Origin of the sequence: Chitinophaga oryziterrae (genome assembly GCF_009758125.1) — a bacterium.
Taxonomy (GTDB): domain Bacteria; phylum Bacteroidota; class Bacteroidia; order Chitinophagales; family Chitinophagaceae; genus Chitinophaga; species Chitinophaga oryziterrae.
On the sequence record NZ_WRXO01000015.1, the window covers coordinates 59,623 to 83,504 of the forward strand.

23 protein-coding genes are annotated in these 23,882 nt (G+C 35.0%); 13 read left to right on the forward strand and 10 right to left on the reverse strand.

Going from position 1 to position 23,882, the window contains the following annotated elements:
- Positions 1-381: 381 nt before the first annotated feature.
- Complete coding sequence (locus GO495_RS31035; RefSeq protein ID WP_157303844.1) at positions 382-975, forward strand: toxin-antitoxin system YwqK family antitoxin; 594 nt, start codon at positions 382-384, stop codon at positions 973-975.
- 553 nt (positions 976-1,528) lie between these two features.
- Here GO495_RS31035 and GO495_RS31045 read toward each other — a convergent pair.
- Positions 1,529-2,326, reverse strand: coding sequence for a hypothetical protein (locus GO495_RS31045; RefSeq protein ID WP_157303846.1), 798 nt, complete (start codon positions 2,324-2,326; stop codon positions 1,529-1,531).
- A gap of 440 nt (positions 2,327-2,766) precedes the next feature.
- Entirely contained in the window at positions 2,767-3,894 is a 1,128-nt protein-coding gene (locus GO495_RS31050; RefSeq protein ID WP_157303847.1) for an ATP-binding protein, read from the reverse strand.
- A 320-nt stretch (positions 3,895-4,214) separates the two neighbouring features.
- Here GO495_RS31050 and GO495_RS31055 point away from each other — a divergent pair, with 320 nt between their 5' ends.
- From GO495_RS31055 to GO495_RS31065, 3 genes are all read left to right on the forward strand, one after another.
- Complete coding sequence (locus GO495_RS31055; protein WP_157303848.1) at positions 4,215-4,898, forward strand: hypothetical protein; 684 nt, start codon at positions 4,215-4,217, stop codon at positions 4,896-4,898.
- A 78-nt stretch (positions 4,899-4,976) separates the two neighbouring features.
- Positions 4,977-5,324, forward strand: coding sequence for a hypothetical protein (locus tag GO495_RS31060; protein WP_157303849.1), 348 nt, complete (start codon positions 4,977-4,979; stop codon positions 5,322-5,324).
- A 304-nt stretch (positions 5,325-5,628) separates the two neighbouring features.
- Positions 5,629-6,684 (forward strand): hypothetical protein, encoded by a 1,056-nt coding sequence (locus GO495_RS31065; RefSeq protein ID WP_157303850.1) that lies wholly within the window; start codon positions 5,629-5,631, stop codon positions 6,682-6,684.
- Here GO495_RS31065 and GO495_RS31070 read toward each other — a convergent pair.
- Genes GO495_RS31070 through GO495_RS31085 form a run of 4 tightly spaced genes read right to left on the reverse strand, consistent with a single transcriptional unit; the run spans position 6,678 to position 12,722 of the window.
- Positions 6,678-9,803: an AAA family ATPase gene (locus GO495_RS31070; protein ID WP_157303851.1), complete on the reverse strand. Its 3,126-nt coding sequence runs from the start codon at positions 9,801-9,803 to the stop codon at positions 6,678-6,680. The two genes, GO495_RS31065 and GO495_RS31070, sit on opposite strands and share 7 nt — an antisense overlap.
- On the reverse strand, positions 9,784-10,335 hold the full coding sequence (locus GO495_RS31075; RefSeq protein WP_157303852.1) for an ABC-three component system middle component 1: 552 nt from the start codon (positions 10,333-10,335) through the stop codon (positions 9,784-9,786). The genes GO495_RS31070 and GO495_RS31075 overlap by 20 nt, the downstream gene beginning before the upstream one ends.
- Complete coding sequence (locus tag GO495_RS31080) at positions 10,313-11,656, reverse strand: ABC-three component system protein (RefSeq protein ID WP_157303853.1); 1,344 nt, start codon at positions 11,654-11,656, stop codon at positions 10,313-10,315. Before GO495_RS31080 ends, GO495_RS31075 begins: the two co-directional genes overlap by 23 nt.
- Positions 11,646-12,722, reverse strand: coding sequence for a ComEC/Rec2 family competence protein (locus tag GO495_RS31085; protein WP_157303854.1), 1,077 nt, complete (start codon positions 12,720-12,722; stop codon positions 11,646-11,648). The genes GO495_RS31080 and GO495_RS31085 overlap by 11 nt, the downstream gene beginning before the upstream one ends.
- Positions 12,723-13,306: 584 nt before the next feature.
- Here GO495_RS31085 and GO495_RS31090 point away from each other — a divergent pair.
- Together GO495_RS31090 and GO495_RS31095 are read left to right on the forward strand one after the other, a co-directional pair.
- Complete coding sequence (locus GO495_RS31090) at positions 13,307-14,077, forward strand: hypothetical protein (RefSeq protein ID WP_157303855.1); 771 nt, start codon at positions 13,307-13,309, stop codon at positions 14,075-14,077.
- Between the two features lie 340 nt (positions 14,078-14,417).
- Positions 14,418-15,242 carry a hypothetical protein gene (locus GO495_RS31095; RefSeq protein ID WP_157303856.1) on the forward strand — a complete coding sequence of 275 codons (825 nt, stop codon included), beginning with the start codon at positions 14,418-14,420 and terminating at the stop codon, positions 15,240-15,242.
- Between the two features lie 113 nt (positions 15,243-15,355).
- Here GO495_RS31095 and GO495_RS31100 read toward each other — a convergent pair whose 3' ends face one another.
- The 4 genes from GO495_RS31100 to GO495_RS31115 form a co-directional block, all read right to left on the reverse strand.
- A complete protein-coding gene (locus GO495_RS31100; protein ID WP_157303857.1) occupies positions 15,356-16,462 on the reverse strand; it encodes a hypothetical protein in 1,107 nt (368 codons plus the stop codon).
- Positions 16,463-17,026: 564 nt separating this feature from the next.
- Positions 17,027-18,076, reverse strand: a complete 1,050-nt coding sequence (locus GO495_RS31105; RefSeq protein WP_157303858.1) for an RHS repeat-associated core domain-containing protein — start codon at positions 18,074-18,076, stop codon at positions 17,027-17,029.
- A 62-nt stretch (positions 18,077-18,138) separates the two neighbouring features.
- A complete protein-coding gene (locus GO495_RS31110) occupies positions 18,139-19,548 on the reverse strand; it encodes a hypothetical protein (RefSeq protein WP_157303859.1) in 1,410 nt (469 codons plus the stop codon).
- Between the two features lie 328 nt (positions 19,549-19,876).
- A complete protein-coding gene (locus GO495_RS31115; RefSeq protein WP_157303860.1) occupies positions 19,877-20,134 on the reverse strand; it encodes a hypothetical protein in 258 nt (85 codons plus the stop codon).
- A gap of 639 nt (positions 20,135-20,773) precedes the next feature.
- Between GO495_RS31115 and GO495_RS31120 the strand changes: the two genes are divergently transcribed.
- The 7 genes from GO495_RS31120 to GO495_RS32480 all read left to right on the forward strand — a co-directional run bounded on the left by GO495_RS31120 (position 20,774) and on the right by GO495_RS32480 (position 23,785).
- The gene (locus tag GO495_RS31120; RefSeq protein ID WP_157303861.1) at positions 20,774-21,163 is read left to right on the forward strand and encodes a response regulator; all 390 of its coding nucleotides are present in this window, start codon (positions 20,774-20,776) and stop codon (positions 21,161-21,163) included.
- Between the two features lie 236 nt (positions 21,164-21,399).
- Positions 21,400-21,735: a hypothetical protein gene (locus GO495_RS31125; protein WP_157303862.1), complete on the forward strand. Its 336-nt coding sequence runs from the start codon at positions 21,400-21,402 to the stop codon at positions 21,733-21,735.
- Positions 21,736-21,991: 256 nt separating this feature from the next.
- On the forward strand, positions 21,992-22,267 hold the full coding sequence (locus GO495_RS31130; RefSeq protein ID WP_157303863.1) for a helix-turn-helix domain-containing protein: 276 nt from the start codon (positions 21,992-21,994) through the stop codon (positions 22,265-22,267).
- A 26-nt stretch (positions 22,268-22,293) separates the two neighbouring features.
- Positions 22,294-23,133 (forward strand): hypothetical protein, encoded by an 840-nt coding sequence (locus tag GO495_RS31135; protein ID WP_157303864.1) that lies wholly within the window; start codon positions 22,294-22,296, stop codon positions 23,131-23,133.
- Positions 23,134-23,166: 33 nt separating this feature from the next.
- Positions 23,167-23,379 carry a hypothetical protein gene (locus GO495_RS31140; RefSeq protein ID WP_157303865.1) on the forward strand — a complete coding sequence of 71 codons (213 nt, stop codon included), beginning with the start codon at positions 23,167-23,169 and terminating at the stop codon, positions 23,377-23,379.
- A gap of 23 nt (positions 23,380-23,402) precedes the next feature.
- Positions 23,403-23,666, forward strand: a complete 264-nt coding sequence (locus GO495_RS31145; RefSeq protein WP_157303866.1) for a hypothetical protein — start codon at positions 23,403-23,405, stop codon at positions 23,664-23,666.
- Entirely contained in the window at positions 23,663-23,785 is a 123-nt protein-coding gene (locus GO495_RS32480) for a hypothetical protein (RefSeq protein WP_276611826.1), read from the forward strand. The genes GO495_RS31145 and GO495_RS32480 overlap by 4 nt, the downstream gene beginning before the upstream one ends.
- Positions 23,786-23,882: the final 97 nt, after the last annotated feature.

A 23,882-nucleotide genomic window follows, 5' to 3' on the forward strand; every position in this document is an offset into this window, starting at 1 on the left:
GTACCAGCCAGATTATACCCAGGAAAGAACCACCGGAAATGAGTTTTTCAATCAACTACCCTACATGCCTTACTTTCCCAGTCCATGGTATACTTCCCGGAATGGATAAGAGGGGATAGAATAGTTGCTTATTACACTTGCGGAGAAAGACCGATTCGCCCCCCTGACCTGTTTCAGTCAAAATTATTTTATCAATTTGTCTATCACAAAGATTACTTAGCTGAAGAAGTTATAATTGCACTACCTGGTGATAACCGCACTCTTTTTGTTAAGTAGCTTAAAAATAATTATTTGCAAATAATGTTCCTGGTAAAATATTGCGTATAATAGTGGAAATATAATGTTACGTCACTTTGGACAGCAGCTCTAATAAGATAGCAAATGAAAGAAATACTTTTATTTTTATTTTTTCCGTCTCTTTGTTTTTCTCAAACGAAAAAGGTTTCAAAACGTGATATTATTTTCAAAGGACCAATTTATTCTAATGAGGATACAGTTCTCGTTGGTAATGAACGTAGAGAGTGGAAAGACAGCTTAAATTTTACTATTGTCAGAGGTAAATATAAATCAGGCTCAAGGCATATTGAGATTTTAGAAGATACGCAAACGAAAATTTATTATTGGAAAAAATTTTATCCAAACGGAAAGCTGAAAGAAGAAGGGGCAATGACTAAGGATGAAATACTTTGTATAGGGCGATGGAAATTTTACTCTGACAATGGAAATTATCACAAGAGCGTCAATTATGACACTTTACTTAATATACCATATCATAAAGCAATTGAGATCGCAAGGGTATATGATTTTAAAATGCCAGACTTAGATATTGACTTTGTTACAATCGAGAATAGTTCTTATTGGCAAGTCAGAAAGTGGATAATGAAAAATGGAGATGGTCATTCATCGACAATCTTAATAAATACAACAGACGGCACTATACGTAAACTGACAAAAGAAGTGGAAAAACACTATTAAAAAAGCAAACACGCAACAGCGGTTTGCTGCAATACAAGCGCACGTAAGTGCAATCGGCCGCTTCTACTCTAAGAATCTTCAGCTATGGGGTTGACCCTTATCTGGAAGGCTACTCGTCAATCAGAATAAATTCGTTTCTATAATAAATCCAGGCCGGGCGGACAAAATAAAAGACGCCTTCAAATTCAACAATTTGAAGGCGTTTCATATTATCTACGGAAAGGGAGGGATTAGCTGCGCTGATCCCTGAAAGGGGGCTCCCCCCAAGACCAGTAACAGTCAAACGCACTAAAACAGGAGTATGAAGTTATACATCGTGAATTGAAAAACAGACAGGGGCAATGGATACAAATGGAGAATAGTTTAAGCCAGGAACTGTTTTGCGGAACAGGACAGCCGACTATTTACATTAAACCCTGTGAAATGATACTATCTAAAGTAAAACACTATAACGGTACCTTTAAGACTGATTGCAAACTTGTGTTAGGACGTAACGACCGTGTTGTTTATTCCAATGTATTCAGTGAGTTTGTTGATGAGAAGATATTCTCTTTTAACGATACTGAGGATTTATGATACTTACCAGTTCTTTTTTGCTCACTTTATAGTTCATCATGGATGGGCCTTGTCCTAATGCGTAATCAGAGAAGTTAAAACATATAGTGTCTCCGGTAAGGTTAAAATCTATGTCGCTGATATTGTAGAATTTCCAGGGATTGCCTTCTGCGAGATTTTCCTCTAAGTTGTCGAATCTTCTGTTGAATATTTTTATAAGAAGGCTGGAATCTTCGCTGGTTTTAAAAGTGAAGAAATCGTTTGCTTTAAATAGTTTCGAGGTTCTTTTATCAAAATTGACAGAGCGCAATTCGCTTATAGCGTGAGCAGCACCAGGTGTATACATGGAAATAATAAATCTGAGACTTACGATATTATCATCCTGATAAAAGTTGAGTGGTTCCACACTAAACTGAGTATATTCATCTTCAGAGAGGGAAAGCGTTTCAGCAGTACTTTCTTTAATACTTTTTTCTATTGACGTTTTGAACTCTTTAAAAGCGGTATCGATTGTTCTGGCAACAAGCTGCTTATATGCAGATAAAGACGGTGGATAAGCATACATAAGATCGGCAGTGATTTGCAATCTACTGTCTTGAAATGAAACGCTATCTACTGCGAATCCTTTCGGGAGGGCTGAATCCCCTTTTATCATGATGTTATAATCAAAAGAATCTTCCTCATTGTTTGTGTGCGTTGTATCAGCCTGAACTGGCTGATTCTTTTTTGCTATTATCGTTTTTGTATGGCAGGCAGATAACAGGATGGCTAAGTATAGGAATAGGGAATACTTCATCGGTAAATACTTTCTCAGGAAGTTTGTATGCAGTTTTTAATAGCTTTCTTTATTTTAACAAAGTTATCATTTGATAACAATTCTTTTGTTAAAGAATTGACATCATTCAAGATGTCTCTAATTCAGCCATTGTCGTTCTTATTTTTCTTCCTGGATACTTTTTCCGAGAACTTGTAACAAGTCTTCCCATTTGAAGAAGATAAGCTCGCAAAGCAAAAAGCCTTCAAATCTTTCGACTTGAAGGCTTCTGCGGGCTACCGGGGACAATGTTCGAACCAGTTTACAGATAATTTATCTGAAATTCAATCATTTATTAGCATGTACATGCTAATAAATAGAATACTCTTGTAGTAATATCCGAAACTGAAATATATGCTCTTATTAGGAACGGGTAATGTCATTAACAAGATTGAATCTATTGTGTTTGATGTTGGGTATTATTATATATTCACAAACTCCATGTAGTTAGTCCTGTTCATAACATTTGTAATGCTGCCGGGGTAGGCATCCATAAATGCTTGCGGAATTTTAGCTTTAGCTTTTTCATTCCACTTAAACTCCCAGGCATATAACTTTCCGCCTGATTCTTCAATCAGGTCGACCTCTTGTTGCTGGTGGGTACGCCAGAAATAGGTATTCACATAATGGTTTCTATAATGGTTGGCTTTCATCCTTTCGCTGACGAGAAAGTTTTCAAAGAGTGAACCAATATCCTGCCGTAACTCCAGAGGTGAAAAATTCTTGATTAGTGCATTTCTGATGCCATTATCATAGAAGTAGATCTTCTTTCCTTTTTTGATTTCATTGCGTAGGTTGCGACTGAAGCCCCCTACCTGAAAAACTACGAAACATTTTTCCAATAGTTCGATGTACCGATCAACTGTTTTGTTGTCCGTGCCGATGGTTTTTCCGATTTCATTATAGGAAATTTCACTACCTACCTGCAGTGCCAATGCAACCAGTAATCTTTCAAGTAAAGCTGGTTTGCGTACATCCTGTAATGAAAGTACATCCTTGAAAAGGTAGTTATTAGTCAGTTCCAGCAGATTGGCTTGTGCATCTGCGGGTGAATTTACAATATCAGGGTAAAATCCGTAGATCATTCGTTGCTCCAGTAGCCTGGTTTCTTGTAATACGGTGGTATTTGTTACCATTTCTTTGGTCGAGAAGGGGTACAAATGATATTCCCGCTTGCGACCTGTCAAAGGTTCATTGATCTCATTAGCCAGTTCTAATGCAGAAGATCCTGTCGCTATGACCTGTATATCTTTGAAGTTATCTACCAACAGTTTTAAGGTAAGTCCGATGTTTTTGACCCGTTGGGCTTCGTCTATCAACACCAGCGTATTATCCCCTATCAGCGCTTTCAGAGATGTTGAACTTACACTTGTCAGCATTGGCCGGATATCTGGCTCATCACAGTTTAAGTAAAGTACTTTACCTTCAGCTTGAGCCATGATAGCCTGAAGCAAAGTGGTTTTACCAACCTGCCTTGGCCCTGTAATGATAATAGCTTTCCCTTTGAAGAGATTACTGATGATCTGATCGTATATAGCTCTTTTGATCATTTGCACCCCATTTGATGCAAATATAATTACTCTAAACCTAAAATTCGCATTAATTTTAGGTTTATAAACCCATAATTAATATGAATTTTAGGTTTAGAGATTAATTCTGTTGGTATCAGATTATAAAAATTCACAACTTAATGATCCGCTAAGATCATAAATGGAGTACGAAAATATTTCATTTATAGAATGAACTCAACTATCATTCAAGTACAATGACATAAGAAGAACGTATGGAATACTTTTAATTTTGAATCTTCTATGGAAACTATATGCGGATAGCCTCGTTTATTTTTGCGGTACTTTTAATCAGTTCGTGTATGAATAGCAATAATCCTGAATTGGCAATTTTTAAAGGGAAAGGTTTTATTCTGGCTGATACCAATCAGCGTGCGACAGAATATTTACAAGACCCTGTTCATGACATAGATTTTCCTATTTATTATATTGGTCCTATAAAGGATACGATATCTATAAGCAGAAGATATTGGAGAGGACGCACTCCTGTCAAGTTTTGGCCGGAAAAATTTGCTGCGGGCCGGATTTACTCAGATATGAATTTAAGAATAGAAGTAGATACAACACTTGCTGTAAACAGTCCTGTGGAATATATTCATAAAGATGGGAAATTAAAACTCGATTCTACCCGGAATTATTATGCATCCGTTTTTACTATTAGAAATATTTCCGACTCCATTGTTTGGATGGGTAGGACCTTTTCGGTTTATTTCCTTCACAGGGAATTGAAGGACAAACCTGGTCATTGGGTAAGAGTAGGAGAGAACATAAGTGATATAGGCATTTGTGCGACACACGAACCTGAAATATTCTTAAAACCCGGTGAAATAATATTATCTAAAGTAAGACACTATAAAGGCCCTTTCGTAACTGACTGCAGACTTGTGTTTGGAAAAAATAACCACCTTGTATACTCTAATATATTTAAGGAGTCAGTTGATGAGAGAATATTTCAGAATGCCTCTAAGAATTATGTAAATGAATAATCAAGGTAACGTTCCATGATAAGAAGATTAAGTAGTCCTTAAAAATATTTACCTTATATCAACCGAAATTATTGAATAATGTTAGATCAGGATTTTTGTAGCTTTCTCGAATATAAAATTTGTAGTGCGTTTGAAGACGCTAATAATGTGAATACAAAATCATTTTGGTGTGATGGTGTTTTACTTTCTGAGTCCGCAAAATGTTATTCTCAAAAGTATGTAAATGATAACAGACAGGTTAAATTAAAAGCATTTATAGGCAAAAGCGAACAGACTGAATACGAACTAACTTTGAAGTTTGGGAATAACGCTTTGAGTAAATATGCAAGCAATTCAGACATTCAGGAATGTATACCAAATACTGCTGTGGAAAAATGGTTTTTCATAGACATTGAAAAACGAAAGATCGAAATACAACTCGACTAAAAACAAAAAACCGCGCACTGCACGGTTTTTTGTTTTGAAAGCGGGGTGTGAGGGACAAGTTTCGAACCTATTTGCAGATGATTTATCTAAAATATACGTATTTATTAGAGAAATTCGTTATTAAATGCACTAGAAGTAACCCTGTTGTCATATTCTTGAATTACAAACCAAGAGTGAAAATCATCATTAGTTAGAAGCTGTTTGTGTCTAATATATTCGATACGCATTTAGGCTGCGTATTAATAGGTTTATTTTGTAATACAAAACATTTGATTACTATCTCTAATCTTAAATAAGAACTTCAATGCTTCTCAGAAAAATAGATTTTACTGAACCCACTATACAATCTAAACTGGACCTTTCTTCATTTAATGCTAATCTTTCCTGGAATGAATATTATGCATCATATGCATATGTGGTTTATCACACAATGCAGGCAGTATTTGAGATGCCTTATCCTTATAATCCGCATGGAAAGGCGATATTGTTCTTAATGCGGCATACTTTGGAGTTGCAGTTGAAACGAGAGTTGGCCAAGAAGGGAGGGGGTGTTCCTTATAGTGCTGGCTTTTCTGAAATATGTAATGAATTAGGAGATGATTTGCCTAAAGAAATACGGCGATTAATTGCGATTATTAACCAGGACCAAGATGGGTATTGTTATCGCTATTACTTAAACCCTTGTACTAAATCGACGTATTTTAATTTGGGGAAGGTGATTGAAACGACTGATTATTTCAGCGTTTATGAGGAAATGGTAAATGCAGGCATATATAAGGCAGAGCCAATTTGTCCTACGCTTAGGAGCCATGAGGATTGGGATCTGAATTTTCAGGTGGGAAATGAATTGCAGTATTGGCATTTGCGGTTTCAGTATGATTATATAATTGAAATTTTGTTGGAGGGTATTCTTAATGAAACGATTAGTCTGCAGAAGTGTTATATACCACTGTTGTTTTTGATTAGACATGCTATAGAATTGTCATTAAAATCCTTTGTGTGGGATATTGAGCAGTTTAATGGTACTGATTGCGGGAGTAGTCTTTGTACAGAGCATAGGTTGGTAGAGCTTTATAAAGCGTTTGAAGCGTTTGTAGGTACTTTAGACTCCAAAAAAATGGATGTAGAAATGCAGGAAGAATTGAAGCATTTACGTGATCAATTCAACCTCCATCATGAAACTATTAATACTTTGGATTTGTATAATGAACTGTTTAGATTTCCTGGAGATTCATTAATAGAGCCTAGGAAAATTCCGCTGGCAGATTTGGTGGCGCTTTATTATCATTCTAACAGTATTTTGACTTTTAATACAGAAACTTTAGTTAGGGAAGGGATTCTTGAGCGATCATCTTATTGACTCATGGCTTGAGAGGTCTGTTTAACTTTTCCAAAGGTTTCTAATTCTATGAATTTAGATTTGAAGAACTCTGAAGGGATTTTTCTAGCAAGTAGTTTGTGGAAATTTTCATCGTGAGTGGAGAGTACAATTTGCCTCCCATGATTAATAACAATACTTCTAAGCAGGTCAATGGTAGAGAGGATGTTGATACTGTCCAGGCTTTGGATGGGATCGTCGATAAAAATGCACTTATATTCTCTGGAATTTAAAGCAGATGCAAGGAAGATACTAAGACTGAGAATGTTGATTTGCGCTGTACTAAAATAGAGGTTTGGTACATAAGGTTTATCTACATCAAGAGATTCATCCTTTACAAAAATATCCAACTTAGGATCTTCTGCATCCAAGTCCACATGAAAATCTACTTTCTTGTAAGTAGGATGAGGGTCGATTTTGTTGTAGATAGTATTGATTAAATCCAGATAGAAGAATTGTTTTAATTTACCATCAAGCTCTTCTTTTGCCTTATTCCATTCATCTTCCAGTTCTACTTTCATTTTATTAATCAACCTGATTTCCACTTCATCAATATAGTTTTGTTCCTTTAGCTTAGCGATACGTAGAAATGGTATTAGATTTTCAGTATAGTTTTCTAGTTTTTCAAACTGCTCATGTATACGTTCTGTGCGGCTAAGTTCTTCTTGTCTCTCGCGAATCTTTGTGCTTAATATTGTTATTAAATCATGCTTAATTTCAGGTATATTGGATATGTTGAGATTTGAATTTAAGAAATCAGTATATCTTTTAATGATATTGTTAGTCAAAAGAAGTTGTTCTTTTTCCTGAATTTGACTTTGAATGATATTTTCTCTTGAAATTGATTCAAGTTGTTGGGTAAGTACCTTGATGTTTTCGTCTGTGTTTCTTAGTTTAGTGTCATAATCAAGAAATAGAGACTCAAAATTTAAGATTCTGTCAATGAGTATTTGTTCTGATATTTCTTTTTGAGGTTCTTCAAAAAAGAACCAGTCAGAAACTGATTTGTAGTTATTATTTCCTTTTAGATCCTCTAGCTCTTTTTCTATTCGATTAATCGTGTTTTGGTTCATTCCCAGATCTATTTCAATCCCGCCCAATCTTTTATCAATTATATCTCTAAGGTTTTTAGATTCGCTAACTGTGTGGGTTAATTCAGTTAATGAGGTATTTAGATAGGTAATAAAGTCATCAGGGGTTTTATGATCTAATGTCAACCTGTTATTAATAATGGCAGTTACATTTTCATTGATAAACAAATTAATAATATCGCGATCGGCTTTTAACCCAGAGATTTGATGACTATTATTTTGAACAAATGACGCCAATACCGTGGTTTTTTGAGTAATATTATTATTTAGATATTGAGTATTTTCGGCTATTCCCTTTTTGTTTTCTTCGAGGTTTTGTTTTAATAAAGCCTGGTCTGATAATAAATTAGCAATTGTTTCTTCAATTAATTTATTAGTTGTTACCTTTTCTAATAGTTCTGAATATGAGGTATACTTTTGACTACATAAAGGGCAGTCACTTAACTTATTTTCATTTATCAGGTCTAATCCCTTGGAAAGTACTTCTTTCAAGATTGAATTCATTGATTCAAATTCAGTAACCTTTTGATCTACGTTCTCTAAAACCTGAATAATATCTTGATGTTTTTTGTTTAATTCAACAAGCTTGTCTAATCTATTATTATTGGATTCATCAATCAGTACTCTATTTATCTTTTCAAATTCACCATTTTTAAGTGGCGTTTTGACAGTTTCATTGTACTCTTGAATTTTATTCAAAAGCTCCACATTAACCAATGATATATCGGAAATTTGCGCATCTATTTGCTCAGTACCAGAATAAAAAAAAGCTAAATTATCATGAGCTATACGAATAGCTAGTTCAATATTTGGCACATTTAGAATATCCGCATTTATTGCTTCTATTCGTTTGGATAACACGTCTATCTTTTCTTTTTCATCATTGAAAAGCTGTTTTTGATTATTCTGGGTCGATTGTAGTTCGCTTCTTTCTGATTCCAGATTACGAAGGCTGGATAGTGTTTTTGAAAGTAATATTTCTATTCTTTTATATTCTGGAAATGTGGATCTTAAAGTTGATAACTCTTCCAGTGATAGTAATGTTTTCCGCCTTTGCTCCTGAACGGATTCTCGCTCAATCTGAAACGTATCTAGTTGCTTGAATTGATCAATTAAAAATTGGATAATTTCCAATTCTTTGTTTAGATAGGAGCGACTAGCGATATGGTCATAATATCCATCGATGCCAATTACTTCATCAGCACCAGTTTTAGCTGTTTGTAAATACGCTATTTGTTGTTCGAGGAAGTCTGTTTTAATCTGATTTCTGGCATCTGTAATGTTGTTCTTAAAATGTAATACCTGTGACTCATCCATGTCCAGAGATGGGGGTGAAATAATCTGACCCAAAGATTCCAATACTGATATTGTGGAGTTTATTTGCTCAAGGAGATTGCTATTCTGGTCGTTTAAAATATGCCTTTCCCGATCCAATATATTATTCTCAAAAAAAACAATATTTTTGTTACACAGGCCTACTAACACTTTTAGGTTCTTGAAATATTCTGCCAGGTTTTGTAACTCAGGATTCGACATAAATATTTTATACCGCTCTATTCCATTAGTTTCTTTCAGAAACGCAGATACCCACTCCTGAGATAGAATTACAGTGCTAAAATTTTTCCTATCGGGTTCTTTAACATATTTGGCATCGGATTTCGCTCGGGTATGTAATGTTCTTTGAAAGGGGGTGTTGTTTTCATCTAGAATATTAACAAAGGTTTCTAGCTTGGAATCGGTGTTCTGAAAAATTTTTAATTGACCATCATGAAAATTATTTTGTGCATTAATAGCATCTTCGGTAATTTCTCTATTCTGCCAGAATCGTTGAATATTATTGGTCATACACCATTCTACAGCATCGTAAAAAGAAGTTTTCCCAAATCCATTTGGAGCATATATTGATATGAAATCAGCAACTTCGTTATCGGAAAGTGAAAAATCAAAAGTCGCGTCTTTGGGATTGTCATATATTCTAAATGCTGATATCTCAATCTTTTTGAATTTCATCTTGTTCTTCTCTTTTAAAATTCAATAATTCATTGTAGGTGTCTGTGGCAGCATTTGTAATCCTTATCCCTTTTAGAACCCTGCCTTGTAGCTTACTCCATAATTGTTCATTTTTTTTGAATGAGTCAATTACTACCGTATTCTCTTGGCCGATTTTAAGATCATTATTCAGAATATGGAAATTGACCAGAGAACTTAGTTCTTCACCATTTGTAATAATAATTTTCCTGCTCGAAAAGGTATTGTTCTCGATTTTATATTTTAGTTCGTTGCTTATATTTTCTACTGCTATGTAAAATAAATAGAAGTTGTACTTGCCAAAATTATCACCGATTCTTGTCTGGAAATGCATGGCAATGAAATTTGAAATAGTTTGCCAGGTTTCTTTTAAAGTACTCTCTTTATCTATATTCACAGAAAAAGCATGAACATATCCTCTTCCAAGGGGGATTTGTTGGTATGTTAATCCAAGGTCTCCGAAATTTGAAATAAACTGCTCCTTTATTTGATTATCTATTAATGTATGTTCCATAGATTTTAAATAACTCTTCTAAAATTGAAGGAAGGCTTATTTCTTTTAATGTTAGATAATGATTCGTTAATGTGTAATCTTTAAATGCAGATATATTTATGAATTTATATGTTTCCAAAGCGAATGGCTTGGGGTTGTCGATATGTAGTAATTGATTATTAAATTCAATCTGTTCTTTAATTTCTGATATATCCTGAACAATATCTCCAAGGTCTAAAAACGGTTTAATTGAAGCAGATGCATTACTTGCTACAATGACTAATCCATTAGTATCTAATCTTTCATAATCTGTATGACAGAGGTCCTCGAGATGTTTTAAAAAGAAATCCTTATTAATATCCGAATAGAATAACCTGAATTTCCTAAATACGTCGTTAAAAGGTTCATCTTTATAATTTTTTTTTGTTGCTACTTGAATAATTACAAGCATCTCTAACCAGAAGCACCATAATTTCTTAATATTGAGGTTATCGGGTTGTTGATTATAAAGAAGTAATAACTTGTTCTCTATTGAATCCAGAATTGTTTTCGGTGTTATGTCCGCAGATATAATTGTCTTTGCAACGCCTCCCAAAGCGAAAATCATTTTTCTTCTGGCTTCGCTTGTAACACGTTCTTCTCCCAGATTAAAAATATCGGAAAGTAAATGTGTAAAATCCTTTATGTAGTAAGGTTCAATTGATTCCAGCAGGCCTTCTGATGACACTACAATACTTTTAAAATCCTTGATAGGAGTAAATAGTATTCGCCCCAATTCTTCATTTTTAACAGCGACCAGATTTTGAATACCGAGAAGTCCAACGCGATCCCCGTCTAAACAATAGATAGCTCCTCCTGATTGGCCTGCAATATCTGAATGTCGCAAGTTACCCGGAATTCTCGCCTCTCTTTTTCCCAATTGATTGTCAGGAGATAGAGTAATGTTTGTATCATCCCTTAGCATAATATTATTCCCAACACGTCGACTGTTAGGAAATCCGCAGAGGCGTATATTACCATCGTATTTTTCGAACTCTTCAATACATATCAAATCTGTATTTACACATACCTTAGGAATTTTGATTATAGCAAGATCTAATTTCTCATCCCGAAAATAATTCGACTTCTCCTGTAATAATATATTATGATTTATTGTGAAATCTCTTGATTCTTGGTCGTATATCCGAATTCTGGCGACGGGTACATCATATCCTACTTCTTTTTCTTTAACAACATGGTCACAAGTAAGTATGTAGGTGGTTTTTTCGCATGAAGGTTGGAAAAGAACTCCACTTCCACCGTTTATACATACGACATGCTCTTTTATTTGATCAATTATCATTTGAGAAAACAAATTCTGATTTTGAACGAATTATTTTGAATGGAAGAAAAGCATAATCTTCTGGTTGGAAGATGTCGAGTGCCCTTTCAGGATAATTGAAATGAATCTGGCAACTGACCTTTTCTTTTATCAATCTTGCTAATAATTGCTTATCAGGGTGCCCGTGTATATTTCCGTTAGTACTAATGATAAAGTGGTTACTATGTATGAGTGACAATAATTCTTTGTTGGTATTTCCTTTGCTTCCGTGATGAGAGAGTTTTACCAGCTCTACAGAGAGAGGCTCCTGAGTTGTAATTTGCCTTTGTTTCAGGCCTTCTACAATTACAGAAGGATGGGAGTCTCCAAGAAATAAATACCGTCGTCCCTCAAAGTGGAGGATGAACGCAATAGAACTACCGTTAGGTTCTCGTTTATCTTCTTCAAATGAGTCATGGGTAATCAAATACTCTATAGAATGATGATAGTCATTTGCACCACTGGTCTTTAACCCTGGGTCATCTTTCTTCCAGAATTTTAGCAGTTTTTGTAGCTTGATAGTATTAGGAGAGAGAAATTCAAATTTTGCATTATGCCACTCTATATCTTTTCCCTGAATGATAATTTCTCTTCGCCAGATCCCTTTATCATGGATGAATTGCCCAAAATCCACTCCCTGACAGACGCTTGTATCTGGGGAATCATTGGGGAGATTTATTATGTGATTTAGTGCTGCATTTTCCTGTTCTTGTAGGTATTCAGCAATTAATTTCCCGGAATTGAACCATACCTCACCGATCATATTGTACGCATCGGGATCTGTTTTAAACCACTGTAAAATGCCATCAATATGGTCATCGTCTATGTGGGTCAGGATTAATAAATCTATTTTCTGATTTTCTGTCCGTAACTGATCTACAAGGTTTGCAAGGGCGCCATTTTCAGTTCTACCCCTGGAGTTTCGGAAGTTATAGGTAGCACTCACCCCGCCATCAATAAGGATATTTTTAGGGGAAGCTTCGCTGGACATCAGTTTAATTAGAATGCAATCTCCATTTAGTGCTTCTAAAAAGCTAATCTTTAACATAGTGGATTGTTATCTATTTCTATAAGTATATGGCAATTTTAATGGCAATTGGAGTATTGAAAATAATACAATACACTTATCTGGTATATGAGTTGAAATTATTCTCAAACTTGCATTTTCGAATTGAAAAACAATCTATGAGTACTCAAATTAAGAAATTTTTGTTAAAACACCAATAGGAAGATGATCAATTGATAGATCTCGGGGGTTGATAGTTGCCGACTTTTTATGTTATTGTACAATCTTTAAAATACTTAGTTACAAGCAGGCAATTTCTTTGAAGATGATACGTGAACTCAGCCAACTATTAAAGATTCATTCGGCTTTAACCAAGTCCTGTAATCGGTAATAACAAATACAGAGGCTGTATGTATCTGTTCTCTAGCAATTGCAGCGAGATTATAGATGCTATTATTAATATATTGACAGGTACCCGGTAAAGAAAGCACCTGCAATCCAGAATAAAAGATTTTGGGAATAGTATTCTGTTAAGGCCTACAAATTAGGTTAGCTAAGCCGATTTGTAAAGTATAGGGAGATTATATATTATTAAAATTGATTAATTTGTATCAAACAGCCCCACAATGAATATTGAAATTTTTGAAGTAACCAATGCCGAATTTGATTTAATTCGGCCACATTTTGAAGTAAATGCTAAAGCTCTGGCTAACCAGACACAATTTGTTGGAAAAGATGGGGAACTTATTCCAAAACCAGCCAAAGAATGGTTTTGGGGAGGATATGACCAGTCAAAATTCCTTAAGGCCGTAATTGATGAAGAAACTTATATAATTGGTGCGGGGAACATTATTACCGGGGTTATCTCTGAAGTTCTTCCAGAAGCTTGTCAAAAGTATCCAAATTCTTTTGGTACAAGGAATGCTCATTCGGTAATCGAGGCGATTTTCGAAACGAGACCTGAACTTGGCTACAGTGACATGACAACCTATGAGCAACACTTATCTACAGAACAATTTGCAATGGTATTTAAATTGGAGAAGGATGGCTCGGTAAACCATAATGTTCTTAGGTTAGATCTTTTTCGAATGATTAAAGAGGAAAAGGATAATCCAGGCAAATATGAATTTATTGGCGGCCTAATGCATTTGTTAAAGCATTTTAAATTTGAAGGCCATTCTTTGTCTACTAATATAGGCGAAAATGAATTAGTACATCCTAATCAGGTCATTGGAATGATAATAAAATGCTTCTTCGAATCAACCCATATTTATGAGGAAGGAAAAAAGAGTTTTACAACAGTAACTTCTTGGTCGAATAATAAGGAAATAATATGTTCGTTCTACCCAGAACAGGATATTGAAGTCTATTTTCTTAATACTATGTATTTAAAATAAGAAGGTCAAAAAAAATAACAGCAATCAGAATTTGGATTTATATCGAATTTCAATCGATTCTATTAGATTTCATGCACAATTCCCCCTTCTAAAAATCACATGCTTTTCCAGACCTTATCGAGTAATAAATGACCAGTACCGAAAAGAAAAATCAAATTATATTACCAAATTTTATTTACGCAATTTTTCGTTTGATGGTAATCTTGTCCTCGGATTGAAATTTGAAACGTAAATTATAATTCATAAACGTATGAAAAACAGGGACGACTTTTCTAATTCTATCATAAATATTTCGAAATTACGGGCGGCGTTCATATGTTCTAATCCCGAGTGTAGGTGTATGACACTAGCTCCATCTAAAAATGATATATTAGCTGCAGAATATAATGGTGAAGTAGCGCATATCACAGCGGCATCCCCAGCTGGCCCTAGGTATAACATTGCAATGTCTGCGAAGGAACGTTCTGGAATTGACAATTCTATCTTTTTGTGTTCAAACTGTGCAACATTAATTGATAAAAATAACGGAATGGACTATCCTGTAGAAAAGTTGAAGTTATGGAAAACAAAACATGAAGCATGGGTGAAAAAAAATTTAAATAAACGAGCTGATAAGGTAGGTGAAATAAGTAATATGAATAACAATAATAGGGGTATAATTGCAAAGAATGTTTATATAAATTCTATTCTACCTTCTTCTGTTGATAGTGTGAAATTTCATGATTCTGGAATGTTTACAGCAATGGAAAAAATCTGTACAGAAGAAAAATTGATGCTGATTTTGAATTTGCTTAAAGATAGAGCGGAATGTCGAATTGATGATTGGGATCTTTTTGAGTCTCTTTCTTCTTTTTTTGATAAATCTAGTAATTCTTATATCAATGAAGACTTAGAAACTTCAAAAAACTTTTTACACAAGTCGTTACAGGTCTTAATTGGGTTTATGCTCGGTAATTTTGATATGCATCCTTACGATCAGAGTGTGGATAATTATAAGACAAAACTGAAACCCGAATACGTATATTCCAGCTCATTATTGGATGTAACTCCTGAGCAAAGGAAAAAATATCAAGAATTAAGTGACAGTATGCTTCTATTAATAGATGATCTAGTTATGAAATATCAAATATTCAGAAAAACCATAAAGTCAGTTCTTCATCTATAAAAATCTTTTAGTTGACCAAATTAATATTCCATTTATACTTTGCCTTTTGGTATTGACAACCATTTGATTTTAGGGCACTCCTTATTTAGTTGCAAAAGAACTTAATAGATACCTCAATGTTTCTTGCTCATTTTCTTATTCTCATATTTTTTATGATTCCCCGTTATCCATTCCTGATACATTTTTTCCGGCATTTCACGATAACCAAGTTTAGCTAAGGTAATATAGGATTTTATCATTTCAGCATAGGTTGTTTGTGATAAAATATCTTTTTCCTTAGCTTGCTTTATATAAACCTTTTTTAAGGTTTCAGCCTTTAGTAGTAATGCCATGGGATTTATAGAATGGTACAACAACACTAAATCACAGCATTTTATAATAAACCCATCATAATAGTTGTGTGTGTCAATTTCATACTCCTTTGCTAAATCTAAAGCACATAGCGCAATAGACTGTTGATTGCTTAATGTATCCATATACAAACCACTTCTTATAGCTTGAGGAGAAATATATCCTGTCATCATCAGCCAGGCATCTGTAGGAAAGCTTGCACTTGTAAGTTCCGTATTATACCAACCAATATCATCACTATAATTACGAATATAAATATGATTAGGTGCTAATGATAACCAGCATTTTGCACCAATTTCATCTGCTAAAATTTTGTACAGATAAGCGAGGCTATGACAGTTTCCCTGATGAGTTGCTAATAATTTTGTTACAAACATATTGCTCCAATCTTGTTTAGCAAATGGATCAATAAAGTTGTATTGAAATGGCAAATGAGCATATGCATTTAAGTCGTCAAGACAATAAACAGTATCACATAATGAATGAAACAACGATAAATTTAATTTATTATTAACGCTATCGGCTTGGTGTTCATTTATTAAGAATACTGAATTACTATAAAGCTTAACCAATTTTCTCATAATTCCCAGATCCTTCTCAAATTTATTTCTTGATAGTTTATTTTGATAGAAAGCATTTTCACAAAAGTAAATAGCATTTTTAAACATGCCATTTGTTCTTGCTTCGCTTACAATAGAATCAAAAGCTTGTTGATAAAATATTTGAGATATATCTCTACTTATAGAGGTATCACAAGATGCTGACGAAATCATGGAAGTACACAAAAAAAAGACGATAAGGAAAAGAGTAATTTTCTCCTTTAAAAAGAATAACCGGATATTGCATTCTCGAACCAGTATCAATTTCATTTAATAATTTTAACCACATTTAAAAAAACAGGTAAATGGTCTGATGTCGTATTCTCATTACAAAATATTGGGGGACTGTCAACACCCCTTCTGGTTTTACATTCAAGTATGAAAAAAGCCGCTATGAATCGCTGTTCAGAAACCACAATACTCTGATGAGATTCTTTCTTTAGACAGCGTATTAAATTTAATAATTCGGGAGTTGCATAATGATCGGGGTGAGATAGGATATAATCAATATCAAAACGTTTAGCATTATCGGTCACAGAAACCAGATTTTTCACTGATTTCTGATTGACTAGCGACGCATAATTTGTATGAAAAAGAAAATCATCTACAAGAACATTACATTCACTTAAAATATACCTAAAAGGGAAATTGGCCCCGTAGTAGTATTGATTCTTTATATAAAAATATCTGGTGGAGGATAGTATTTCCTTATTCGCATTATCGACCGGTTCTACTGTAATTATATTGACAGTGTCATAATGCAACGTAACATCCTGTCCATATGAAGAACATGAAAGGATAGATAGCACTAAAATAATAATTGAAGATCGCATGTTATTCTTTTGGAGGTTCTGTTGTAGTTGAAGGAGTAGTAGTAGTCGAAGACGTTGTTTTTTCAGGAAGGCTTCTTAACATATCCTGAATATTCATTTGATTAATATTTTCTTCCTTGTCACCTGTATTATCATCCTGATAAATAAAGATTCCACCCGCTTTTTTATGTCCCAACTTTTGATTATTACGATCAATTTGGTTTGTAATATCTGCCGGAGCATTTTTATGGTTGTGCATTAAATTATGAAATAGCTCATGCGCCATTGTATGTCCTCTCCTTGAACTCGTAAGATGAAGTACTCTCCAACTTGATGCGCCTTGCTGAGTGGCAGTGTACACGACATCATTACCATCTGCATCTTTACCTGTTTTTGTTTCCACAATCTTTTCATCCTCCATTATCAGGTACATGCGAGGATCTTGTACACTATTATTCCCATTTAGTTCTTTATCTACAATGTCAGAAGTAGTAGCAGTAAATTTAACATCAAATTTGACATCATAACATGTTACCATATCTTTATGTGCTTCCCTGTTCAATTCAGCATTTAAATTTTTTTGTATTCTTTCAAGTTGCTTTTGATCAATGTTACTTCCTGGCATATCCTTAGATTGTCTTAATATGTATAGAACGTCCACAACGACGGTAATAGTTTTTTGCTTAATATCAGTAACCTTAACACCCTCCATTCCATCAAGGTCGATATTCATAATTGGACTATTACTTGCATACTGATAAGGAGTCAACATTGGAAAAGTTCCCGATAGTGGATCTACACTTAGGAATCTATGCATGGCTGAATTATCCAACAATCGATTCGCTTCCTCCTCACTTAGCAATTTTACTACCTGCATACTATTTATATTCACTAGCGCAGTGCCTATCTGTTGAATACTATCCTGATCAAAAAACTCTTCGGATTGCCCTTTGGAAAGGGTAAGTATTGTGCTGTTTTTTTGAATGTTTTTATAAGGGTTAGGAGATTGTCCTAATAGTGCTAAAGTGGGCAAAAATAAAATGAAGGAAACGGTGATAAATTTAGAGTGCATAAGTAATATTTATTGCTACCTACAAGGTAATTAACGTTTGCGAATATTTTTGATTGCTGGATTTATTTTTTTATTTTTTCAATTTCTTGATACACTTTTTCCTCTCCGGGCTTTGCCTGTTCCTCGTGTTTTACTAGTTCCAAAGATTTCAGCCATTTCTCATAAGCCTCTTTTGGTATTTCCTGGTAACCAGTTCTCTTCACATAATTATCTATTTGTCGTTGTCTTTTATAAGTTGCGTATAGGTCAGGATATTTAGGTAATTCCTTTAATGGCGGGTTACCTACCAGTTGTGCCATATATATTACTTTATGCCTATAATAATTGGCCTGAATCATTAAAGCCGTTACATTATTGCTATCAATATCCAAAACTCTTTGTAACATTATATTTGTAAAGCTATCATACCCATTGATTTTTTCAGAATAATTCATTACAAAGTCAGTAAGACATTGAGCATAAAGCTTTCTGCTGGAAAGAGTATCTAAATAAGTTTTATTTTTAAATGCAGTTGCATTAACATACGTCGACTGCATAAGCCAAGCGGTCGATACGAGATGCCCATTGGTGGTTTCAAAATTATATTGGCTGCCATTACTATCAAAGAACTGTATATACGAATGGTTTGGCGCGAGTGCTAAATAAGCCTTGGCATTTAATTGCTCTGCCAAACATAAATAAAATAGTGGCATAGAATGGCATTGACCAGAACCTGTTTGTAACATTTTCGTTACAAACATCTTTTTCCAATCTTTCTCTCCCAAATAATCATCAAAATCATAATGCAATTTGTCAATCAAATAACTGTTACCGCTTTGTTTATTAACAAAGAGGTTTTTACTAGTGTATAGTTTCTGTATACCATAATTTAATGCAATATTATTTTTATTGCTGAGATTTTCACGTTTCAGAATTTGTCCGACCAGCTCTGCACCTAGTTTTATGCTCGCTTCAAATTCTTGAAAAGAATAAGGTTTTTCATAAAAAGCAGCTTCTGATAGATAAACGGCTTTAGTTATTGAAAAACTATCTGGATTTAATTGCAGTAATTGGTCAAAGTAATTTTTAAAATTTAACTGCGTGATTGTATACCGGTTTTCTTTTATTTCATTTGCATTCTGCTTTAATTCTTGTCGTAATGCATTTAACTGCCCTTCCTTATTGTTAAAGATTGGGCCAGGTAATGTTGAGGTTACATTTTGCATCAAATGCACGTTCTGTTGCTCAATTTGATTATTAGATGATAATGGGATATAATTGATTAAACTTGGACTATTTTTTTGCAGAGCCTGCGTTTTAAATGGAATTGTTTGAACAGTTTGAAATTTTGGGGTTGGAGATTGTGCATATACTAATCTCGGAAAGTTAGCTAGAATAAGTAGAGCTATTCCTCCAGAGCGAAATAAACAACTAAAGAAACATTTGTTGAAAGAATTTATCGGGTTTAATGGTATCACTTTGATCGTAATCATATAAGTATAAAAAAAACAATTAAATCAAATTTAAGGTTCTTAAACTAAAATAGTCGAAATATTGAAAGGACGCAAGATTATATAAATTGAGAATACCTCCCTTCATAATCAACTAATTTACAAGCTTTTACCTTTAATCCTAATGCGATATTTGCGATTGAATATTAAGATCTTAATTTAATTTCAGGCATAGTAAATTTATTCAGATCAGCCATGATAAGGGAATGGGCATTTAACTCATGTAGTAAAGGTTATTTGAAATAAGAATTAATCTCCTACTTCCGAGTTCCTTCAAAATTTGTCAAACTCTTTTAATATAAAATGTATTCTACTTATTCTTAGGCAAATCAGCTAAAGCCAAACTTACAATAACTTCCGTCTTTACGTCAATCAATTTAGCAATGGCGATGAAATTATCTAAGGTTAACAGTCTTGGATTCTGTATCCTTCTGTGAAGTGTAGCATAATGAATTGCTGTATCTTTGTGTACAACTGTAATCGGGATAATACCGAATACATCTTTTAACCGGGTAATCCTACCGGTTTCTAACATTGATTTAACTGCCGCATATCTTGGATCCTTCACGCCATAGTAATTTATGGCAGAAATGTATGATGTCTTTCCAAATGTTACATACTATTATATGTTTATTGATATTAAAAATGTAATAATTGTTATAATACTATAACAAAATTGAAATATTTGCGTAAATTAGCCTGTAGATATTACTTTTGCATCTTCTAAAATATTGAAGCTGCTTCTAGAATCTCACCTGGGAACCTCGGAAATTCAACAGGGATGCGATGACAGAAGAAAGCTCACGTTAAGGCGTGGGCTCTTCTTTGTCCGTCCCTAGCCCTCCGAGGGGTCCCAGGCGGCAAGTTGAGACCTGCGCCCTTTTTTTATTCCCGCAGGTCAGTATTAAACCCAAAAATTGACCTCAGCATGAATCTACTAGCTAAACACTTCACTTTCGAGTACATTGTTCTGAAGCATGGTGTCCCACCACAAAGAATCCCTTTCTTAAAGAAAGTATATACGGATAACAGTCATAGCTTAATTGTTCTCCGTAATAAGTTAATAGAATTAGGGCTAAACAAAGCTGAGATGACTGCGATATTAACATATCACGGTGCCGTTATCGCAGGTGTAGCAATTCCACAATGACTCCCATTCATTAGCCATTGGCTGTTCTGATCAAATTAACCAAAAATACTGTTAGTTATGGTGACTCCCCCATTACCATTGATCTTACTCATTGATGATGATCCCGACGAGTATTTAATATTAAGCCTGTTTTTCACGCATGACATAGCCAGATTACACTGGGCCAGCCAGCCTATTGCCGGTATTAAGAAAGCAGAGTTAATAAGACCTGATATTATTATCCTTGACCAATATATTCCAGGCTTCGATGCCATAGAGACTGTCAAGCAGATAAAAGCAGTAAAGCCACTGCGAAATATACCGGTACTCATAAGTACCGGAACTATTCACCCAACAGTGAAAACAGGACTTCTGGATGCAGGAGCAATAAACCTGCAGGAAAAGCCTATCCCGGTTGGGATATTAAACAATATTATCAGCCTTCACTTATGTACACCCGGAAAATAACGATTGGAAACACCATTGTTTATCTCGCGAGTTTGCCCGGAACGAATATGGTACGCGCAAGAATTAAAGGAAATATGTATTACGTGCATAGAGAAAAAAATGCAGTTGCAAGGTTTGCGATACCATCTGATCTTCCAATGGAATTACAGGAACGCATTATCTGGGCTGTAGATAATTACTTCCAACTCCGGAAATAATTTAAATACATCATAGATCGAACTATTAAACGTTACCCCATGCAATTAAATAAAAAACTACAACCGTCTTCTAAACGCTACCATGGTAGTGTAATTGATAAGATGAGCGAAGATGAACTAAAACGCTATTCCAAATTACTTAATTGGAAAATAAGAATACTCTACTGGTTCTTCCTGATGTGTAAAGCTACAGGCTTGAAAGCTGATAAATTAGGACGGCGTATCCTTTTCTTATATGAGGTCTGTATATACGTTCACTTCGCCTACAAATGTAAAGTTGCAAGAAGGTTAATAAAGGAAAGCCCGATACTACAAAAATATATTGCGATGGGCGTTATTCGTGATGATGAAGGCCCGTCTGATACAAATGTGTAATAAGTAACCTTATTGTCGTTCTTTATAGCTTATTGTTATTAACTGTTCTTTGTTTGTTATTGGTCTGAAATAGAAAGGTGTTAATATTACACAGAACATAATATGTCTCTTTTAAATCCCCTTCATGCGGGATGTTAAAAAAAACTTTGCTGATTTCGTACACGTTCGTACACGTTTGTACATAAGTGGTAAAGTGGTTTTTGGGGTTGTTATATCTTCGTTCCTTCAACATATTTTAACCCACAAAACAAAAAACATGAGAGAAGAACAAGATGAAATTCGCAGGAGATTAGATGTATTAGAAACAAAAATAGACTTGTTATTGCAAATGGCAAGAGATGATGGAAGTAAGCATCCACCGTTATCTATAGAACAGGCGGCAAGCTACCTCCATCTTTCTGTATCAAGGATATACTGCCTTATCAGTGAAGGTCAGTTGCATCCCTTGCAGCGAAAGAAGTATGGCCGTATCCTTTTTAGGCCGTCAGACCTCCAGGAATATCTTACACAACAGGAGAATAAAGCAGCATAACTATTACTCACCTCTTAATCCATTATATGAGTATTGTAAAAGAAAAGTACAGCAGTAATAGGGTTAACCTGATTTACCAGATGTTATGTAATGAAGCAGAACAGGCGCAACCCAAAGAATATGATGTACGGGTAGATGAGCTAAAAGTAGTCTCCCGCACTAATGACCCGGAACGTTTCTTCCAACACGAGGATTTTATACTGCCTGATACGCGTTATGTTACTGTTTGTTTATATGATGGTGCTTCACGCAGGTGTACCCGTTATGTGTTATTGCTTAAAGAAGAAGAGAGTAAGACAAAGGAAACACTGGACGGCATAGAACATACCATAGGTGAGAAACTGCAACAGGAAAGGCGGCAATGGCAATATGAGTTATTGCAAAAGGAAAATGAGGATTTAAAGGCAAAGCTTGTTGATGCAGAGGAATACCAGGAGCAACTACAGGATACTGTGCGGCAAATGCAGGGAGAGAAAAGCTCAACAACCAATAAGATCACGGAAACAGTATTAAACTTTGCAGGGCTTTACTTTTCCAAAAATCCACAGGTACTAGGCGGTATCCCGTTATTGAGTGATCTGGTAAATCCCGGTAATCTCCCGTCCCAACCGCAGCAATCTACCGGGACGGCCTCCTATAGCAAACAGGAAAGCGGTGATGTGGGAAATACAAAGCCCACAGAACAAAATACAACCACATTACGCAAAACATTGATCCTGCTATTTCCTGAGCAGTATGCCGAAAAGGTAGAACGTATCATTCAGTACCTGTATGCAAACAACGAGCTTGCAGATCAGCTACTTAGAATACTCCAGCAAGCCTGTCCTGATGAGGAAGAAGAGGATGGAACTGAGCTGGCAGCATAATAACAATATCTAACTATTTAAATGTCAAATACCATGGCAAAACACTTGTTAACAATAGAAATAGAAGCAAATAGCCGTAAGGAAGCCGAAGATAAACTGAGCGGAGTGATGCTCATGTTAGGCGTATTGTACAAAACAGATCAATCAAGTGTTATAGGTAATGCGGTAAAGCTCTGGGTTCTTTGGGAAGCGGTCATGAATGATTGCAGTCCTAAAATAAGCCCTTATCACTCCGCTGTAAAGTAACCCGTCAAACAAAAGAATAATTTATGAAGCCTCATAGTTCTGAATCGCAACAACAAGAGATTTCCATGCCATCCAAGCCCAAACGGTTAACACCGGAGTTCCTTCGTAACAGTTCAGGTTTGCAGGATTTAAGTGACGAACAGGCAACGGAGATCATAGGCAGTTTATATGCGCTTGCCATAATCTTACTATCTGTAACTCTTCCCGACGCCAGGGAAGAGTTACAGGCACCCATGATTGCAGAATATATCAATCCATTACCCGAACAAAATAGAATAGCAGCATGAGTAATTTAAATGCCTTTGCCAAATTTGGTAACTACCCTAAGAAGTTTACGCAGAAAGTCACCCAGAAGGTCGCTGTAGCGTATACCCGCGTATCCACCAAAGAACAGGGTGCGTCCTGAAACCTGAGGCTGCGTAAGTAGCTGAAGGGTGCTGTAGCAAAGATGGAGGTAGGCCCTCCGGTAGCGGCTGGCAAGAGCAGCTACCAAACCACCCTAA